Source organism: Paenibacillus sp. FSL P2-0136, assembly GCF_037975325.1.
GTDB classification, from domain to species: Bacteria; Bacillota; Bacilli; order Paenibacillales; family Paenibacillaceae; genus Paenibacillus_AQ; species Paenibacillus_AQ silagei.
In genome coordinates, this window is record NZ_CP150244.1 from 3053888 (window position 1) to 3073734 (window position 19847).

Below are 19847 nucleotides of genomic sequence, written 5' to 3' on the forward strand. Positions count from 1 at the left end.
GCAAAAGGAAAATAGACAGGCAAAAAAACAGAGCACCGGCGTAACCGCCGCCATGCTCTGTTTTGCGTTAAATATGGGCAGTGATACTACAGCCCGAGCGTATTGCCTTTTTCTAGCCGCTGAATCTGCTGTTCCCCGTTATCTGCCAGCTCCCGGAACTGGGTAATGGTCTCCCGCATCTTGGGGAGCGCCTCCTGCTTGTAGGTGCTGATCGAATCCAGGGCAGAGAGAACGTCTGTGAAGGCCTGCTTCAGCGTATCGACCGAAATACTGGTTTCAAGCGATTGCTTATGAATGGCAGCACCCTGCTCCTTAAGCATTCTGGAGGTGCCGCTGATCAGATTGTCGGTGGTCTGGTTCAGCAGCTCGATTTTTTGGAGCACGATCTTCTGGTTGTACAAAGCGCTGGCTACTGTAACCGAAATTTTGAGCGCAGATACCGTGACATTCCGTGCTCTGTCGACTCCACGGATCAGTTCCTTGTTGTTGCGGATAACAACCTCAATGGCCATAATTCCCTGTTGATTAACCACGAGCATCTGCTGCAGATCCATGACCCGCTGGCGCAGCGGGAACAGCACTTCCTCCGTGATGAACCGCACCTTATCCTCATCTTCACCGCGCTGCTTGGCCGCTTCAATCTGCTTCTCGATCTCCTCATCCATCAGGATGCCGAGCTGAATCTCCTTCTTAAGCCGCTTGGTCAGCTCCCGCAGGGTCTGCTGTTCAATCTCCAGTGTCGTATTGTCATTCTTCAGCACGGCTTTGCCTTTATCCAGAGATAGGATAATATCTGAGATGACGGCATCGGCCTTTTGATATTTGGCGAAATAATTACGCAGGGGGTGGAAAAACTTGCCGAGGAACCCGCTTTTGGCAAAATCGACCGCGCTAGGGTCCAGATCCTTGAGCTGCTGGTGCAGCTCGGTTAATCCCTTGGCGACCTGGCCGCCTTCATCCCCGGTCTTGGACAGATTGCCCACCGATACCTGAAGCAGGGAGTTCTTCTCCGACGAGGAGCGCATGGTGCCCATCCCGAAGCTGTCAATCGACTGCAGCACGGCCTTGCGTTTCTCCAGAGACTCGAAGTCCAGCTCCAGAATGCTGGAGACATTATTGATCGCCTGCTCCTTAAGCTGGGTGACTTCCTCCGGCTCCGGCTGGACCTGCTCCTCGATGACCGATTTCAGCTTCTCGGGGCTGGGAATTTCCATGGTGAATGACATATGAACCCTCCTTCAGAATATAAAGTCTACATTTGCACGTTGAGCAGGTTGCCGATTTTGTATACTACATCCTCTGTGTCAGCGTTGATATTGGCCGCCTCGTTGATGCTGGAGATGCTCTCCAGTGCCTTGATATTGGCGTTATATCCAATGGTGTATACCGGAATCTTGTAAGTCTCGATCAGGCCCCGGATATCATCCAGGGAATGGCCTTCGTTGGTCTCCCCGTCGCTAAGCACGAAGATCAGGGGCTTCATGTCCGGGTTCACCGCCAGCTCATCCTTCAGCATCTTCATCGCAACCACCAACCCGTCGAAGGTAGCCGTGCCGCCCACAGGCTGAAGGCTGTTAATCGCGCCTACGAACATGGACTGCTGATTGGTGTCATATTTGCCGATGGGCAGATTGATGGTCACATCACTGGAATAGGAGACGAAGCCGATGCTGTTGTCCTTACCGAGGAATTTCTGGCCCTTCAGCAGGGACTCCTTCAGACGGTTCAGCGGCTCACCGGCCATGCTCCCCGAGACATCGGCTACGAATACTGCCGCAATCGGCTTGCTGCCGTTCTTTTTCTCCTTCCAGAGCTTCTGGGCCGAGGAGAGAATGGAGCCGTCAACCGGTGCCAGCTCGGAGACATAGTCCGTCAGGCCGTTGAAGCCCTTGTCCGCAGCCGTCTTCTGGTACTTATCCTGCTGGACGAATTCGCCGAACTTCTTGATGATCGCCAGCTTCTCCGGCGGCAGCTGCCCGAGTGCATACAGCGGGCTGTCATGTCTTACCCCGAACGGGGTGAACACATAGCCGCTTGTCAAATCCTTCGCATTGACGAAGGTCTGATACTCAAGGACGAAGGCATCCAGCATGCCGGATTTGGCCGCTTCCCGCATTTGCAGGGTGGTGGAGGCGATGAAGGGCACGTTGGCCTGGAACTTCTCGAAGCCTTGAACCGCCTTGTCTCCCAGCAGATCCGAACTGTCGAAGGTACTCAGTGCGGTGACCAGGAAGTTCAGACCCGTTGAGCTGGCAAAAGGATCGGTGTACCCCATCGCCAGCTCATTAGCCGCAATGGCATCGGTAATTGTCTTGACGTTGATCGAGCCGTATTTGTCGACCAGCTGATCGTATTTCTGCTTGCTCATTACCACTCCGGCCACGTTGCCGGTCAGACGCTTCGTAACCAGCTCGGCCTGCACGCCGCTGGCCTTGACCATCTCGCCCCATAGCTCATTAGAGGGAGTGAAGGCGTCAGGCACATATTTGCCGGACCGGATATAATCAGCGGCTGTGCCGGAAGCGATGTTGCGGATTTTGACTGAGGCGGGTTTGCCGTCTATTGTAATACCGGCAGCGTTGAAGTCTGCGGCGACCTCATTCAGCCAGCCGTCATTGCCTGTTCCTGACTTCTCCGTGGAGGAGAAAATCTCGACGAAGCTATCCGTGGTGCTCTCAATGGAGATGGGGAACTTGGAGATATCGGGCAACGAATCGCCGATGGATGCCGGATCAAGATCGATCTGCCCTTTTACAGGCTCAGCACTGGTCACGTTGATATCCTTATAGATGCGGTTGAGTCTTTTGTCGGCGTCTTCGGCAGAGATTTCTGTCTTGGATTTGCCCAGATTGGACGTTAAGGTAATGCCGAAATAGACAAGTGCGAAGACGGATGCGGCGATAATGCCGAGTATGAACAGTGTTTTGCCTTTCCTCATAGGTTCATCTCCCTTTCCTTACTGATAGAGTTTCGTCTGCCCGATCAGGGCGGTTAATTCCTGCATGCATGGCATTTCTTCTACATTGCTATAATCTGCGCTGCCCAGCTCGGTAATCTCCAGCAGCAGCTGATCCAGCTTCAACAGAATTTCCTCATTGGCCCCGAGGCAGCCTTTGACATAGGAGAGATATTCGTTGTATAGGGCGGTTTTCTTCTGAATCAGAGCGCTGGAGAAGCGGGTGGACGAGTTACCGGCACTGAATTTGGCAAACTCCGAGGCATCGAATACACTAAGCTTGTTCAGAAGCCCCCGGATATTCAGGTAGAAGAGCTTCTCAACCTCCATAATTACGGAATGAAACTTGCGGAAGCTGAGCTCAGCCGGATCGAACCTGCGGCCCAGCACCTGGAGCAGTGCGGTCTTCTTCTTCTCAATCCGCTCCATCTGGTCCAGGGCGAGGGAGATATCATCCTTCAGCACCTTCACATTCCGGTGACGGCCGAGGCCTGCAATGTAATCCTCCCGCGTCTCTAATTGCTCGCTGACGGGCTTGGCAGCCGGAGGTTTGAAGAGCAAGGTGTAACTGCCGTATAGGACGACCAGCAGACTGATGATTAGCAGGGTTACTGCCGATGCCGTTTCCAGCGGGCTTCCGCCGATCTCGACACCTAGCAGGCCGGGAGATAGAACAATGACATTTAAGATTACAACTCCGGCAATCATGCCGAATAGCTTAACGGGCCCGGATCTGTTCAGGATCTACACCTCCTCCGTAGTAGTATATTTGGGGATAGCAGCTTGAATCACATGAAATGGGATTGGAATGAAGGCTATTACAGACTGCTACGTATCGAAACTTGTCAATGTTTCAAATTTTTACGATCGCGCCGGATTGAGGACGGGTCTTCACCATATGTAAGGCTCCTTTCGAATGAACTGCTGAATTGAGTTATATTTTATCATAATTTGGGAGAGGGGGGGACTGTGTTTGTATTGTTCATTGGCTGGAGAATTGATTAAAAAGAGGTCTACGTACGGTGAATTTCAAATTTAAAAGAAATATAGGTTGACGTCAGCTCACTTGGCGTGTAACATACAAAGAGTCGTCAACCAGGCAATAATTCCATAACTCTATATTGTTCTCGTATAACCTCGCAGCCATTCAGATATCACAGGGCGAGGGTTTCTACAGGAAGCCTACTCTTCCTAACTACGATGATAAGGACCATGAACCAGCGGTCCCTGTCCCGGAGTTAGGATTTTTTGCGTCTCTGCGGTCCTTGACCTTGACGCAGCATAATTCAGATCAGAAGATTCAGGAGGCATAACAGACATGAAAGATATGAAATATTTAATCTCCGTACTTGTAGGCGCTATGAGCTACGGCATTTTATCAACGATTGTTGTATTGGCTTACGGGCAAGGTTACAAGCTGGGAGAGGTGGTCGGCACTCAGCTCTTAACCGGCTGTATTCTCGCCTGGCTGCTCGCGTTATATACCAAGCTTAGAGCGAACCGCAAACAGCGCAGCACAGCGAACGTTGCGGCGTCCGCCAAAGCGGCTCCCACCCGGCTGACCTGGAAGCATAGACTGCTCTTGATGATGGCCGGTGCGCCAACCGTGGTTACGGGTCTGCTGTACTACCAGTCGCTCCGGTATATTCCGGCTTCGCTGGCGATTATCCTGCTGTTCCAGTTCACCTGGATCAGTGTGCTGATTCAGGCGGTAAGCAAACGTCAGCGCCCAGACAAAATCACGGTGCTGACGCTGATCCTGCTGTTCGGCGGAACCCTGCTGGCCGCAGGTATTCTGAATCAGGGAGCTGCCGAGTTTAACCTGCTGGGGCTGCTGCTGGGATTATTATCGGCAGTCAGCTATTCGATGTTCATTATCTTCAGCGGCAAAGCCGTTCCTTCGGCCCATCCGGCCTACCGGAGCGCCTGGATGGTCACTGGCGGCCTAGTGCTGCTGTGTATCCTGTTCCCGCCGACCTTCCTGTTTAACGGTATGCTATGGGGACCGCTGCTGCTGTTCGGCTTCCTGCTGGGCTTGTTCGGCGCCTTTATCCCGCCGCTGCTGTTCGCCATCGGGGTTCCGCATATCGGCGGAGGGATGGCCGGTATTCTGGGCGCCGTCGAACTGCCTGTGGCTGTCTTAATGTCCTCGTTCGTATTGCAAGAGCATGTAAGTCTTCTGCAATGGACCGGAGTGGTGCTGGTGCTGCTGGGTGTGGTATTGCCGGAGCTGTATAAGCTGCGGTGGGGAAATGCTCAGAGCGTGAGTTCGTCATCGGTCTGAGCTCTGGAGGATAGAAGAAGAGGAGTGTTCCCAGTGAATAGGGGAGCACTCCTTTTACAGTTAGCATTGTTGTCTTTGTCTGTGGAACTATATGGATGTTGACTTGTAACTTTCTTGTAAAATTTGTTTTGCGATATAAATGATCTGACCCATATGCTCCGAGTAATGTGCGGCACATTGATGCAACATATCCAGATTTGTTCTTTCACGATTCCTGACCCATTGTGTTTGCTCTAACTCTTCATCGGTAATGTTTTTTACCGTGGCAATGATCAATTCAAACTTAGCTTGGATGATCTGTTCCAGTTCGGACCTGGTAATATACGTTGGTTTGAGCTCCTCATCACGATTTCTATGAACGTCTTGATGTAAAATTCCCTTTAAAATTCTTTCATGAATGTTACCTTCAACATGTTTTATTAATGTCGAGATGCTGTTACTTGTGTTATCAGGTCTCCAATTTACTTGTTCATCATTGAGTTGTTGCAGGGCTTTAATTAGACGTGTACTTATCTCATCAAACTTTTTTGAAAGCCAATCCCTGTTAAAATCATATTTCATTGATATTACCTCCTAAGAATATGACTGCCATATTTCACTTAAAATATAAGAATTTATATATTCCAGATAATAACTTATCCTTATATTTCTCGCTGAAACGATACCGTCCTTAAACAGGACGGTATAGCCGTTTCCACTTGTTCGACTTAATGCTCTTGTAATCCTTCTTACTAATTAAGGGAAATGGTAATGGTTTCTCGTTTGTTACTTTCACATGCCAATATGTAAGCGCAAACATTTTTGTTGCCAAAAGTGAAATTCAGTGCTATTCTGAATTTGGGATTGTTACTGCAAAGGCAAAACCCAAAACATGGTCACGTGTTTTGGGTTTTGCCTTTCTTTATGTTAAGGACCCTGCGGGACGCTGCAAGGAACCTTGACCCGTCTAACATCCTGTAAGCAGTGCCAAATGAAATTCGGGGTAAAGGAGGGCAGCTTGGTTGATTATCGAGAAGATTTTCAATAACAATGCCATTATTGCCAAGGATTCAGGTAAGGATGAATTGGTTGTTATGGGACGCGGCATCGGCTTCAAGAAGAGCCCGGGCGATCCGGTGGATGTCTCTCTGATCGAGAAGACATTTGTACTGAAGCGAAATGACGCGTCCGAGAAATTCAAGGCCTTAATGGCGGATGCCCCCGCCGAATATGTAGCCTTAAGCTATGACATTATCGAGTATGCCAAGCAGACGCTGAAGGCCCGGCTGAGCGATTATATCTATGTGACCCTGACGGATCATTTGACTCATGCGCTGAGGCTTCATGAGCAGGGCATCCATAATGACAATCCGCTTCTCTGGGAGATTCAGCGCTGTTATCCGAGGGAGTATGCCATCGGACATCATGCTATGGGGATGATTGAGCAGGATACCCGTATCCGCCTACCGGAGGATGAGGCCGGGAACATTGCACTCCATCTGATTAATGCGCAAATGAACAGCTCAGGCAACAAGATTGCAGATCTTACCAGGCAGACCCAGCAGATTGATGACATCCTCAATATTGTAAAGTATTCCTATAACAACGAGATTGATGAGAATACCGTCAGCTACGAACGGTTCATCACCCATTTGCGTTATTTCTTCCAGCGCTCGCGCAAGCAGGAGTCTGAGGAGTCCGTGGACGATTTTCTGCTCAAGCAGGTGAGGATGAAATACAGGAAGGCGCATCACTGTGTGCTCAAAATTGAGAAGTATCTGGACCTGAAGCTCCTGGATGAAGAAATCCTGTATCTGACGATTCACATTCAGCGGGTAACACAAAGACAAACTGAATAAAACCACTTGGATTGTTACTGGTCATGCAGGCGAAACCAAATCAGGCAGGAAGCTGCCGGGATGGTTTCGCCTTTTGCTTATCATTCATCAGGAAACGGGAGGACTTACTATGAAATATGAGGCACTAGCCAAGGATATTATCAAGCATGTCGGCGGCAAGGAGAATATCAACGGACTCAGCCATTGCGTGACCCGTCTGCGCTTCAAGCTGAAGAATGAGGCGGTGGCGAATACAGATGTGCTGAAGAATATGGACGGAATTGTAACGGTGATTCAGAGCGGCGGCCAGTATCAGGTCGTGATCGGCAATCATGTGTCTGAGGTCTATGCCCAGGTGATGACAGCGGGCGGATTGCAGGAAGGCGGATCAGAGACAGCCTCCGGTGAGAAAATGGGTCTGTTCAACAGCTTCATCGACATGATCTCCGGCGTATTCTCGCCGACCCTGGGTGTACTGGCTGCGACCGGGATGATTAAGGGCTTCACCGCCCTGTTCCTGACCGTGGGACTCCTTACCAAGGAGTCGGGGACTTACCAGATTCTGAATGCGCTCGGGGATTGCCTGTTCTATTTCTTCCCGATCTTCCTGGGGTATACCTCGGCTAAAAAATTCGGAGCCAACATCTTTATCGGGATGGCGATAGGCGCTACGCTGGTGTACCCGTCCTTCGGCACGATCACGGCGGCGGGCGAACCGCTGTACACGCTTTTTAGCGGAACGATCTTTGAATCGCCTGTGTACATTACCTTCCTGGGGATTCCGGTCATCCTGATGTCCTATACCTCCAGCGTTATTCCGATCATCATCTCGACTTATATTGGCTCCAAGCTGGAAGCCTTCTTCCGAAAAGTGACGCCGAGCGTGGTGCGTACCTTCCTCGTCCCGTTCTTCACCCTGCTGGTCACCGTTCCGCTGGCGCTGATTGCCATCGGACCGATCTCCACCTGGGCCGGACAGCTGCTGGGGCAGGGAACCTTGTTCCTCTACAACCTTAGTCCGGTTATTGAGGGGCTGCTGGTAGGCGCGTTCTGGCAGGTCTTTGTGATCTTCGGGCTGCACTGGGGTCTGGTGCCGATTGCCCTCAATAACATGGCTGTACTGAAATCCGATCCGATTCTGGCGGCTTCCTTCGGCGCTTCGTTTGCCCAGACCGGTGCTGTGCTGGCGATTATGCTGCGGACCAAGAATGCCAAGCTGAAGTCATTGTCGATTCCGGCTATTATCTCAGGGATCTTCGGAGTTACGGAGCCTGCCATTTACGGGATTACGCTACCGCGCAAGAAGCCGTTCATCTTAAGCTGTGTCGCGGCGGCGGTCGGCGGCGGTATTGTTGGTCTGATGGGCACCAAAGGCTATATTCTCGGCGGTCTGGGGATCTTCGGTATCCCAAGCTACATCAGTCCGGAAGGGATGGATAAAGGCTTCTACGGCGCGATTGCCGCCATTGTGATCAGCTTCATTCTCGGGTTCATTCTTGTCTTCTTCTCCGGCTTCAAGGATGAGGAAGCAGTGGACAGCAAGAGCGGCGGGACTGCCCGGAGCAATCTGGTGAAGCAGGAGACGGTGGGAAGTCCGCTGAAGGGCCAGATTAGAGCCTTGTCGGAGCTTACGGACGAAGCCTTCTCTACAGGCGCAATGGGCAAAGGTATAGCGATTGAACCGCTGGAAGGCAAGGTGTACTCGCCCGTTGACGGGGTACTGACCACCTTATTCGCCTCCGGCCATGCGATTGGCATTACCAGTGATCACGGGGTCGATATTCTGATTCATGTCGGGAAGGACACGGTCAAATTGAAAGGCAAACACTTCACCCCCCGGGCCAAGCAAGGCGATACCGTCACCAAAGGGCAGTTGCTCATGGAGTTCGACGTTGCCGCGATCAGAGAGGCGGGCTATACGCTGACCACGCCTGTGATCATCTCTAATTCCGGTGAGTATCTCGATGTTATTGAGACGGACCAGAAGAGCATCGATTACCGGGAGAATCTGCTGACTGTCATGATCTAAACGGTATCCTAATTCAATCTCAGGAGGAACGAATATGAATAAGAACGTGAATGTAAGTGTGAACAACAGAAGTTTTCCGGCAAATTTCCTGTGGGGCGGGGCAACGGCTGCGAATCAGCTCGAAGGCGGGTTCGATGCGGGAGGCAAGGGGTTAAGCACAGCAGATGTCATGACCGCGGGAACGCATACAGTCTCCCGGAGAATTACTCCGGTGCTGGAAGCCGGGGCTAATTATCCGAGTCATGAAGCGGTTGATTTTTATCACCGGTACGAAGAGGATATCGCGCTGTTCGCCGAGATGGGCTTCAAGGTGTTCCGCATGTCCATCGCCTGGTCGCGAATCTTCCCGAACGGGGATGATGCCATGCCAAGTGAAGAAGGGCTGCAGTTCTATGACCGGGTGTTTGCCGAGCTGGCCAAGCACGGGATCGAACCGCTGGTGACGATCTCGCATTATGAAGCACCTTACCATCTGGCTGAAGCTTATAACGGATGGGCGGACCGCAGAACGATCGATTTCTACATCCGTTACTGCGAGGTGATCTTTAACCGCTACAAGCACAGCGTGAAGTATTGGCTGACCTTCAATGAGATCAACATCCTCACGATGCCGTTCGGGACATTCATGGCCGGGGCGATGAAGCCGGAGGGTAATGCCGAGTTGACTGCGTCTGCGCAAACCGACAATGAGCAGCTAAGATACCAGGCGCTCCATCACCAGTTCATCGCCAGTGCCAGAGCCGTGAAGCTGGGACATGAGATTCATAAGGATTTTCAGATCGGCTGTATGATTGCCTACATGTGCTCTTACCCGCTGACCTGTAATCCCGAGGATGTACTGCTGGCCCAGCAAAAGGATAATCTGAGTAATTTCCTCTGCTCCGATGTTCAGGTGAGAGGCACTTATCCGGGCTTCGCGCTGCGATACTTCCAGGAGAAGCAGATTGAGCTGCAGATGGAGGCAGGTGACGGGCAGATACTTAAGGAAGGCTGTGTGGACTTCTACACCTTCAGCTACTATTCGTCCACCTGCGTGAGTGCAGCCCCGGATCAGGAGTCGGTTGGCGGCAATATGTCGCTGGGTCTGAAGAACCCGTATCTGCAGGCAAGCGCGTGGGAATGGCAGATTGACCCGCAAGGCCTGCGGTGGTCCCTGAATAATATCTACAACCGTTACGGACTGCCGATGATGGTGGTGGAGAACGGGCTTGGCGCAGTAGATACCGTAGAAGCAGACGGTTCAATCAAGGATAATTACCGGATCGATTATCTGCGGGAGCATGTCCGGGCGATGGGTGAGGCGCTGGCTGACGGCGTGAACTTAATCGGATACACCTCCTGGGGCTGCATCGATCTAGTCAGTGCAGGCACCGGAGAGATGAAGAAGCGATACGGGTTCATCTATGTGGATAAGGATAACGAAGGCAAGGGTACTCTGGACCGGTCCCGCAAAGACAGCTTTTTCTGGTATCAACGGGTAATCGCCAGTAACGGAGCTGAGCTGGAGTAATCCGCGTCTGCCGTCAGCTCACTTTTACAAATATCTGTCTGCTGTTTCAGTCTGTCATCCCTACGGTATATGATTATTAACAACCATTAAAGGGGATTTCCTATGATCATAAAAGGGATCGAGAACATGGACGGCGGCAATATAATGAGCCAGATTCAGCAAGGCGGCAAATTCGTGATCTACACGTATTGCTTCTCTGTTGTCCTGATGACGTTCAGACGTAGCTCGGGCATCTACTTTATCAAGGCGGGCGAGGGCTCCGTCAAAAAAGGATTGAAGTACACCCTGCTGACGTTCCTAGTGGGCTGGTGGGGAATTCCCTGGGGGCCGATCTATTCCATCGGCGCGTTCATCACCAACTTCAAGGGCGGCAAGGATGTCACGAATGAAGTGTTAGCCGCCCTGTCGAACCAGAACGCTTCATAATAGAAGTACACATATGAGAAGCTGTCCCGCAAGCCGTGAAATATGGCTGATTGGGGCAGCTTTTTATTTTAAGAAGAGGTACTCATCCGTGGTATCTTCACCGGAATAATCACTTAATTATCTATAGCACCTTATAATATGTTATAATGAATTTCTGATTTCATACTACTAAGCAGAATAGAGGTCGCCAGAGGATGAAAGTAAAAATTAACCGCAATGCAGCTAAGGTTCTAAAAGATATGCTGAACAGCCCGGAAGCGGAAGGCAAGAAAATCCGCGTGGTCATCACCCAGAATCACGGAGATCACGGACACTATGATGTAGCGCTGGATACACCTACTGAGCACGATGAAGTGGTTGCTACAGATAAGGATATCGAGATTCTGCTGGATACCCGCGAACCGCTGCTCGACGGCGTCTGGATTCAGTATTTCTATGTGCCACAGGAAGGCTTCTTCATCACCAATCCGTCTACCGGATTCCTGGAGAAATAAGCAGCAGATCACTATCATCTGTGTTGCCTTAGGGGCGGCACCATCTGAATCAGCCTCAATCGGCTGGTAAGATGGTGCCGTCTTTTTGTTGTTAGATTTTCGGGAGATCCTGGAGGATGTGCAACCATGCTGCTCCATACAAGCGTGGTTAAAACAGAAAATATTTAGGTGGATATTTTCTTATATTGAGGTGGAGGTTTAAGAATGAAAGCATGAAGCTATGGAGCAGGGTAAGCACATTTAAATACGAATGTATGTTCCTTTTATTATATACATTTCCTGAATGATGGAATATAATTACATGCAAGAAGTCTGACACTTGATCCGGGAGGCGATAGAGATTTCTATACCGCATGATGAGGCTTTTAAAAAGCTACTGGAAAATTTTTACCAGGAATTCATTGAGCTGTTCTTTCCCGAGTTGGGCGCTATGCTCGACTATAGTGAAACCCGGTTTCTGATGCAGGAATTGCTGGTGGATATTGTCGGCGAGGAGGCGCGGGAGCTGGATCTGTTGTTGGAGACCCGCTACAAAGGGCTGGACGGTTACATTCTGATTCACCTGGAGCCGCAATCGTACAAGGATCATGAATTTCGTGACCGGATGTTTATTTATTTCAGCCGTTTATTCGAGCGTTACCGGAAAGACCATAAGCTGATCATCCCTATTGCGATCTTTACCTCGGATGAGATCAGGGAGGAACAGGACACGCTGGAGATGTCCATCCCGGAACATAACATTCTGCGCTTCCAGTTTCTTAAGGTGGAGCTGCGCAAGCAGAACTGGCGGCGGTTCATCGATTCAGATAATGCGGTGGCTGCTGCGTTATTGGCGAAGATGGGGTATACTACAAGAGAAGCGAGAGAAGTGCGCCGGGAATTCCTGCGGATGTTCATTAAGCTGAAGGCTCGGCTGGATCAGGGCCGATTGGCGCTGATTATGTCAGTAGCGGATCTGTACTTCAAGCCGGACCGGGCACAGGATGAGGAGATTCTAAGAGAATTAATTAATGAATACTCGGAGGAGGGAGAATTAATCATGGAACTCATGCCAGCCTGGAAGCGTTGGGGTTATGAAGAGGGCATGGAGAAAGGCAAAGCAGAAGGAAAAGAAGAAGGCAAAGCAGAGACGATTCGTAAGCTGCTGCTCCACGGATTTTCTCCCGAGGCGGTATCCGAAGCCGTTGAATTGCCGCTAGATGAGATTAAGAAGCTGATGTGAATACAGACCCGGGCGTATGTTGCTCGGGTCCTTTTTTCTTATGGGCTATCTTACAGGAATATTATGTTATCCCGCTCTAAAAGTCGTTGCAAAAGTATGTATAATCGTTGAATGCCTATATTAGCGAGGCGCAGATTTTTTATTATACTGTTCTTGTAAGCGATTACACACATATAGCTGGGGGGAAATTCTAGTGAATAAGAAAAAAGCAATGACACTGATGTCCAGTATCCTGATGATCTCTCTGCTTAGCGCGTGCGGAGGCGGTAACGGCAATGCCGGAGGGAACGCAGCGGAGCCGAAGGCCTCAGCCGCAGCAACGGAAGCTGCCGGAACCAATCAGCCCGCCGCAGATTCCGGCACTGTGGATACATCCCAGCCTGTTACCCTGAAGATGATCTTCGTAGGTCCGAAGCCGGTTGATTACGATCAGGTATTTGGGGAGATCAATAAGAAGCTCAAGGAGAAAATAAACGCTACACTGGAAGCCGAATTCCTGGACTGGTCCGACTGGGCGCAGAAATATCCGCTTAAGCTGGCGGCTAACGAGGACTTCGATCTGATCTACGCCGCCAACTGGGCAGGCTATAACGACCAGGCACTCAAAGGCGGGTTCCTGGAGCTGACGAACGAGATGCTGGAGAAATATGCACCGATGACCTGGAAGGCGATGCCTGAAGTAGCCTGGGGCCAGGCGAAGGTGAACGGCAAGCTGTATATGGTGCCTCAGAACCGCGGCGAAACCGTGGAGAAGCTGATTCTGTACCGCGAAGACCTGCGCAAAAAATATAATCTGCCGGAGATCAACAGTCCGGAGGCGTACGCCAACTATCTCAAGACGATATCCGGTAAAGAGAAGGGGGTTACCCCATTCGTACCGGAGACCGGAGACTGGAAGCTGCATAATCTGGACCGGATCCTGCTCAAGCAGCAGAACGAATGGAATCTGTTCGACCTCGATCTGCCGATGGGCTTCAAGCTGGATGATCCGGCCGGCAAGGTATTCAACTTATATGAGACTCCTGAATTCAAGGAGCTTGTCTACTATTATAAAGATCTGGCCGAGAACAACGCCTGGTCGAAGAGCGCACTGAACAGCAAGCTGGATCATCAGCAGGAATTCAAGGCCGGCAAGGCAGCCTCCATCACCCACAATCTGGGTACGCTTGGCGCCTTGATGACCGATATGCGGGAGAAGAACTCCCCGTATGAGCTGGCTCTGGCCGATATTAACCCGGATAAGAAAAAATCCGTTGCCGTCTCTACCCAGAACGGTGTAGCGATTCACTCCACCTCCAAGCAGCCGGAACGTGCGCTGATGATGATTGATCTGCTCCAGAACGATAAGGAACTGCATGATCTGATCATGAACGGCATCACGGCGGTTCATTATAATCCGGTCGGCGAAGATAAATTCACGAACGCCGAGAAGAATGCCAACTACACCGGCTTCTCCAACTGGGGCTTCAACTCCCCGCTGAACCGGGATAATGCTTCCTTCCCTGATGAAGCGAACGCCCTGACTGACAAATGGGAAGGTGAAGTGTATCACTATCCGCTGGAGACCTTCGTCTTCGACAACAGCAAGGTGAAGACCGAAGTGGCCAATGTCGGCAATGTCATGCTGCAATACGGCATTCCGCTGGAATACGGAACGGTGAAGGATGTAGACGCGGGTCTGGCCAAGCTCCAGCAGCAGGTTAAGGCAGCCGGTATCGACACCATCATCGCAGAGGTTCAGCGTCAGATTGATGAATTCCTGGCGAACTCAGGCCAGTAAGCCAAGCACAGCATAGCTTCAAAAAAACGAGCAGGGACGGCAAACGCCTCCTGCTCGTTTTTATTCGAACTCAGCTCTTGATGCGGGCTGGCGGGATACTCTGCGGATTGTTGAATACATTCCCGGGATCATATTTCGCCTTGACTCTGCGTAATCTGGCATAGTTCGTTCCATAATAGACCGGGCCGGAATGCTTGATGCCCTGGTCAGGCACATTGATGTAGCTTCCCACGATGAACGGCTGCAGCTTGCGGCGGGTGTTACGGACGTAGAATATATTTTTGGCGGCATCCGATTTCTTGATCCATGAGCTGTTCCACTCCACGTAGAATTTGGCCTTTCGCCAGTAGAAGGCAGTAGATTTAGGAGATTTACGGCTTACAGCCCCACCCCAGTTGAGGAAAAAGAACCCGGCGTCTTTCCCCTCCACCTTCTCCAGGAACTCACGCATTGGCTTGAATGCCTGATCCGGGAACGGGTTCCTTGCGAAGGCGCTGGAGAACTGGTTGCTGAAGCGCTGAGTCTGTACCGGATCGGGAGCTAACAAGAAGCTGACCACTTGCGGATAAGGCAGGGAACGGATCGTTTGGATCGTAGGGGTTCCTACACTTGTAATGGGCTTCAAGAGGCGGACAGCCTCAGCCTTAGATCCGAGGAATAGTCCCAGCATGCTGACATTTCCGCCTTTTTTGGGACCGATGGATAATTCGCTGCCCAGTCTGGTATTCACGGAGGGAGCCCAGCGCTGCCAGGTCTTCAGGACCTTCTCGAACTGGCCCCAGGGCCAGGTGATGCGGAATACCGTTGCTGTGGCAGGAGCCGGGCGTACTTTGAATTTGTAACGGGTGCACACGCCGAAATTGCCTCCGCCGCCGCCACGGGAAGCCCAGAGCAGATCGGCATTACTTTTCTTATTCGCAATAATAATTCTGCCCTTGGCATCGACCATTTCAAGCTCCACCAGATTATCGCTGACGAGCCCAAGGGTACGCTGAAGCGGGCCGATGCCGCCGCCCAGTGTAATGCCGCCGATTCCAACGGTAGGACTGTCCCCGAAAGGCGCCATATACCCCTTCCGGGCAAGCGTATGGGCGATTCTCCCCACTGTATTTCCGGCTCCGACGACGGCTGTCCCCGTTTTTTTGTTTAGCTTGATGCTGTTCATTTCACTGACATCAATGACGATTCCGCCGTTCACCTGGGACAGATTGACCTCCAGCGCATGTCTGCCGCCTCTGGGCCGGATGGGAATCCGGTGCTCGTTGGCCCATTTGATAGCATTGGCTACATCCTGAGTCTTCTGGGCGAACACGAATACTTTGGGGAATCGGTCGGTATGCGGGTCCCAATTTTTGCGCGCGGCCTCATAACCCGGATCACCTTTGTAGATGACGCGTCCGGTAAGCTTCGTTGCTGAGTTCACTGGTTTCCAGCTCCTTTTGAGCTAATATTGGCATACATGAAAATGACTTTGACTAGGTTAATGTATGCGGGGCGTTAGTCTATGGCGTGGGCATAGTTGAAATTCATTCTGGAGGGTTTTTGGGGAACGGGACAATAATCTGGCGGTGCGGCTGTGCAACTTAATATTTACATTTCGTGTAATGTATATATACTTAACTTTTGAAGGATTCATATCTCCGGGTTAACCGGCAAGGGAGGATATTACAGACATGACATCAACCATTAGAGTAGGCATCGTCGGATACGGAAATTTGGGTAAAGGGGTACAGCAGGCCATTGAGCAGAACTCCGATATGGAGCTGGTAGCCATATTCACCCGCAGAGATCCGCAGCAGCTGGCAGACATCACAGGAACGCGCACCGAGCACATCTCAGCCGCCGAGCAGTACATAGGCAAGATTGATGTAATGATTCTGTGCGGCGGTTCCGCAACAGATCTGCCGGAGCAGACTCCGCAGCTGGCCCGGTTATTCAATACGGTGGACAGCTTTGACACTCATGCCAAAATCCCTGATTTCTTCGCTGCGGTGGACAAGTCTGCCCGCGAAGGCGGCAGCGTAAGTGTGATCTCCACCGGCTGGGACCCGGGCATGTTCTCTATGAACCGGCTGCTGATGCAGTCCATCCTGCCGGTAGGCGAGGATTATACGTTCTGGGGTACAGGAGTCAGCCAGGGGCATTCGGATGCGATCCGCCGGGTTCCCGGTGTCAAGGCAGGCGTGCAATATACCGTGCCAGTCCAGGAGGTTATTGACAGCATTCGCGGAGGCGAGACCCCGCAGCTGTCCACCCGCGAGAAGCACCGCCGGGAATGCTACGTAGTGGCTGAAGCAGGAGCTGACCGCGATGCCATTACCCGGACGATTGTGGAGATGCCGAACTATTTCGCCGATTACGACACAACGGTTCAATTCATTACGGACGAGGAGCTTGCTGCTGAGCATTCAGGGATGCCGCATGGCGGCTTCGTCATCCGCAGCGGAGTGACCGGAGGCGGAAGCAAGCAGATCGCCGAATTCGGGCTGAAGCTGGACAGCAACCCGGAATTCACCGCCAGCGTCCTGGCTGCCTATGCCCGTGCTGCTGTGCGGCTGAAGCAGGAAGGCCAGACAGGAGCTAAGACGGTATTCGACATTCCGCTCGGCCACCTGTCCCCAAGATCGGCAGAAGAACTGCGGCGCGAGCTGCTGTAGGCTACAATGAGCGGGATAAATCCCGTTGGTGGGGCCCAGTACGGCTGAGGGAGAGTAATGAAGAGCACAAGTGGATCTGAATTCGCCATTCGTACGCGTAAGACCAACCGAGTGCGTTCAGCCTAATTATTAGCGAGCACACAGGATCACCAACCATTCATTTTCTAAACCTAAAGAAGAGGTGTCCCCCAGCCGAATGGCTCAGGGACACCTCTTCTTGTATCAATTAGTCTATAACAGGTTACACGATACCCTGCGCCAGCATGGTATCGGCAACCTTCAGGAACCCGGCGATGTTGGCGCCGGCAACCAGGTTACCGGCGACGCCGTAATCCTCTGCTGCCTGAACGGTGCTGCTGTAGATATTTTTCATAATGACTTGCAGCTTCTCGTCCACCTCTTCGAAGGTCCAGGACAGACGCATGCTGTTCTGGCTCATCTCCAGGCCCGAGACCGCTACGCCGCCGGCATTGGCGGCCTTGGCTGGAGCAAACAGCACCTGGTTCTCCAGGAACAGCTCCACCGCTTGGAGAGTGGTCGGCATATTAGCACCTTCACCGATGGCCTTAACTCCGTTCAGGATCAGCGTCCGGGCGGATTCCAAATCCAGCTCGTTCTGCGTGGCACACGGCAGAGCGATGTCGCAAGGCAGGCTCCAGATTCCGCTACAGCCCTCAACATACTCGGCATGCGGGTGCTCCTTCACATATTCGCTGATGCGCAGGCGCTCTGTTTCCTTCAGTCTTTTGACGGTAGCCAGATTGATGCCCTGAGGATCATGAATGTAACCGTTCGAATCACTGCAGGCAATTACGTGGGCTCCCAGCTGTTGAGCTTTCTCGATAGCATAGATGGAGACATTCCCGGAACCGGAGATGACCACCTTGCTGTCCTTGAAGCTTGCTCCGTTCGATGACAGCATCTCTTGCACGAAGTATACACAGCCATAGCCGGTAGCTTCCTTGCGTGCCAGACTGCCGCCATAGAGCAGCCCTTTTCCGGTAAGAACACCGGCAGCATGCCCGCCGTGAATCCGTTTGTATTGGCCGAACATATAGCCGATCTCGCGCGCGCCTACACCGATATCCCCCGCAGGAACATCTGTATCCTGTCCAATGTGGCGGTACAATTCCGTCATGAAGCTCTGGGTGAAGCGCATTACCTCCTGATCCGATTTATCCTTGGGATCGAAGTCGCTGCCGCCTTTGCCGCCGCCCATGGGCAGGCCGGTCAGCGAGTTTTTGAAAATCTGCTCGAAGCCCAGGAACTTGATAATTCCGAGATAGACGGAAGGATGGAAGCGCAGGCCGCCTTTGTAGGGACCGATGGCACTGTTGAATTGAATGCGGAAGCCGCGGTTAACCTGGGTATTACCGGCATCGTCCACCCAAGGGACACGGAAGGAGATGCTGCGCTCAGGCTCAACCAGCCGCTCGAGAATCCCGTGCTTCATATACTGCGGGTGGCGGGTCAGAACGGGGGTGATACTCTCCAGGAATTCCTGGACAGCCTGGTGAAATTCCGGCTCATGCGGGTCGCGCTTCTGGACCTCTGCATAGATCCGCTGCACGTACTGCACAGCCTCATTTGATACTTCTGACGTTAGTGTAGGAACGATGGACACTTTGGCAAGCACTCCCTGTCTGATTGTAATTCGGGCTATCCCGTATTAATTAGAATTTAAAAGAATTCTATAAAACCTGACATCAATTTGCCAATCAATTATTTTTGGCATACTCATTAAGAAATTCTATGAACCTCACATAATATGCCAGCTATATGCGGCGGAATGTTAATAAACCTCTGGTCAATTCAGGATTGCAGTTCCCACTGAATAGGGTATATATAAATATTGGAAACAGCATAATGCATTGAGAGAGAGGCGTAAGCATATGCACTTATTATCTGTAGCAGATTTAGTAGATGTGGAGAACCATGCCTGGGAGGAGATCAGGGAGCTGCTGAGCCAAGGGCCGCATACCTACCGGCTGGAGGCGGCAGAAGCGGAACACGCGGTACAGACGCTGGTCCGCTTGCAGGTCAGCACGAAATCCTATCTGGGAGCGATAGCCTACGAGACAGGAGGAATCGTGTTCGAGCATGGATGGCTTACCTTGCTCGGCGCTGGAGCCGAAGGCATCTTCGGAAGCCTGACCTCATGGAATGGCCTGGGTGATGCAGAGGACACAGTCCCGCTTCCGGGAATGCTGATTGTGGCCTACGATGCGGCAGGCGGCTTCTTCGGCCTCGATACGGGGCGGTTCGGGCAGACGGGTCATATCTATTATTATGCCCCGGATGTCCTGAAGTGGGAGACAACGGAGCTAACCTATTCGGGCTTCATCGGCTGGCTGGCAGAAGGGGACCTGGATCTGTTCTACGAAACATTCCGCTGGGTGGGCTGGGAAGAGGAGATCCAGCAGCTTGAACCGGGCCAAGTGATGGGCTATTACCCGCCGCTGTGGACGAAAGAAGGCAGCGGTTCTGCCAGCAGCAAAGCGCCGTTCTCTATTCTGGAGGCCTGGCATTCAGCGAGAAGTGCGGGCACGGAATGAAGAAGAGTAATAGAGCAGACGGAGCGGCAGCCACCCGGAACAAACGCTTCTGTTTTGTCCAAGTCTTGTCCGTAAACTTTACAAACAGCATCGGAATAGATATAATTTAGGTATAAC

Annotated in this window: 16 protein-coding genes; 10 read left to right on the forward strand and 6 right to left on the reverse strand. The window is 51.8% G+C overall.

All coding sequences use genetic code 11. The features are described from left to right. Positions 1 to 86: 86 nt before the first annotated feature. From NYE26_RS12710 to NYE26_RS12720, 3 genes are read right to left on the reverse strand one after another with little or no spacing between them, the layout of a single operon-like run. On the reverse strand, positions 87 to 1226 hold the full coding sequence (locus NYE26_RS12710) for a toxic anion resistance protein (protein WP_339256241.1): 1140 nt from the start codon (positions 1224 to 1226) through the stop codon (positions 87 to 89). A 26-nt stretch (positions 1227 to 1252) separates the two neighbouring features. Further along, entirely contained in the window at positions 1253 to 2938 is a 1686-nt protein-coding gene (locus tag NYE26_RS12715; protein WP_036729085.1) for a VWA domain-containing protein, read from the reverse strand. Positions 2939 to 2956: 18 nt separating this feature from the next. Next, on the reverse strand, positions 2957 to 3664 hold the full coding sequence (locus NYE26_RS12720; RefSeq protein ID WP_339256244.1) for a hypothetical protein: 708 nt from the start codon (positions 3662 to 3664) through the stop codon (positions 2957 to 2959). A 619-nt stretch (positions 3665 to 4283) separates the two neighbouring features. Here NYE26_RS12720 and NYE26_RS12725 point away from each other — a divergent pair. Further along, complete coding sequence (locus NYE26_RS12725; protein WP_036730119.1) at positions 4284 to 5240, forward strand: DMT family transporter; 957 nt, start codon at positions 4284 to 4286, stop codon at positions 5238 to 5240. Positions 5241 to 5327: 87 nt separating this feature from the next. Here NYE26_RS12725 and NYE26_RS12730 read toward each other — a convergent pair whose 3' ends face one another. Next, positions 5328 to 5801, reverse strand: coding sequence for a DUF1572 family protein (locus NYE26_RS12730; RefSeq protein ID WP_339256246.1), 474 nt, complete (start codon positions 5799 to 5801; stop codon positions 5328 to 5330). 440 nt (positions 5802 to 6241) lie between these two features. On the opposite strand from NYE26_RS12730, the gene NYE26_RS12735 reads away from it, so the two are divergent. The 7 genes from NYE26_RS12735 (at position 6242) to NYE26_RS12765 (ending at position 14518) form a co-directional block, all read left to right on the forward strand. Next, entirely contained in the window at positions 6242 to 7078 is an 837-nt protein-coding gene (locus NYE26_RS12735) for a PRD domain-containing protein (protein ID WP_339256248.1), read from the forward strand. A gap of 109 nt (positions 7079 to 7187) precedes the next feature. Continuing rightward, entirely contained in the window at positions 7188 to 9086 is a 1899-nt protein-coding gene (locus tag NYE26_RS12740) for a beta-glucoside-specific PTS transporter subunit IIABC (protein WP_339256250.1), read from the forward strand. Between the two features lie 34 nt (positions 9087 to 9120). Continuing rightward, on the forward strand, positions 9121 to 10596 hold the full coding sequence (locus NYE26_RS12745) for a 6-phospho-beta-glucosidase (RefSeq protein ID WP_339256252.1): 1476 nt from the start codon (positions 9121 to 9123) through the stop codon (positions 10594 to 10596). 102 nt (positions 10597 to 10698) lie between these two features. Further along, positions 10699 to 11022: a hypothetical protein gene (locus NYE26_RS12750; protein ID WP_339256254.1), complete on the forward strand. Its 324-nt coding sequence runs from the start codon at positions 10699 to 10701 to the stop codon at positions 11020 to 11022. A gap of 194 nt (positions 11023 to 11216) precedes the next feature. Then, entirely contained in the window at positions 11217 to 11516 is a 300-nt protein-coding gene (locus tag NYE26_RS12755) for a heme biosynthesis protein HemY (protein WP_036729071.1), read from the forward strand. Between the two features lie 319 nt (positions 11517 to 11835). Continuing rightward, positions 11836 to 12738: an Rpn family recombination-promoting nuclease/putative transposase gene (locus NYE26_RS12760; RefSeq protein WP_339256256.1), complete on the forward strand. Its 903-nt coding sequence runs from the start codon at positions 11836 to 11838 to the stop codon at positions 12736 to 12738. Positions 12739 to 12931: 193 nt separating this feature from the next. Continuing rightward, complete coding sequence (locus NYE26_RS12765; RefSeq protein ID WP_339256258.1) at positions 12932 to 14518, forward strand: ABC transporter substrate-binding protein; 1587 nt, start codon at positions 12932 to 12934, stop codon at positions 14516 to 14518. A gap of 70 nt (positions 14519 to 14588) precedes the next feature. Here the strand turns inward: NYE26_RS12765 and NYE26_RS12770 are convergent, their stop codons facing one another. After that, positions 14589 to 15941, reverse strand: a complete 1353-nt coding sequence (locus tag NYE26_RS12770; RefSeq protein ID WP_339256260.1) for an FAD-binding oxidoreductase — start codon at positions 15939 to 15941, stop codon at positions 14589 to 14591. A 250-nt stretch (positions 15942 to 16191) separates the two neighbouring features. On the opposite strand from NYE26_RS12770, the gene NYE26_RS12775 reads away from it, so the two are divergent. Then, positions 16192 to 17175 carry a diaminopimelate dehydrogenase gene (locus tag NYE26_RS12775; protein ID WP_076077646.1) on the forward strand — a complete coding sequence of 328 codons (984 nt, stop codon included), beginning with the start codon at positions 16192 to 16194 and terminating at the stop codon, positions 17173 to 17175. Positions 17176 to 17416: 241 nt separating this feature from the next. On the opposite strand, the gene gdhA is transcribed toward NYE26_RS12775, so the two are convergent. Continuing rightward, positions 17417 to 18793, reverse strand: coding sequence for an NADP-specific glutamate dehydrogenase (gene gdhA, locus NYE26_RS12780; protein ID WP_339257461.1), 1377 nt, complete (start codon positions 18791 to 18793; stop codon positions 17417 to 17419). Positions 18794 to 19067: 274 nt separating this feature from the next. On the opposite strand from gdhA, the gene NYE26_RS12785 reads away from it, so the two are divergent. Next, on the forward strand, positions 19068 to 19730 hold the full coding sequence (locus NYE26_RS12785; RefSeq protein WP_339256264.1) for a DUF2625 family protein: 663 nt from the start codon (positions 19068 to 19070) through the stop codon (positions 19728 to 19730). The last annotated feature ends 117 nt before the right edge of the window (positions 19731 to 19847 follow it).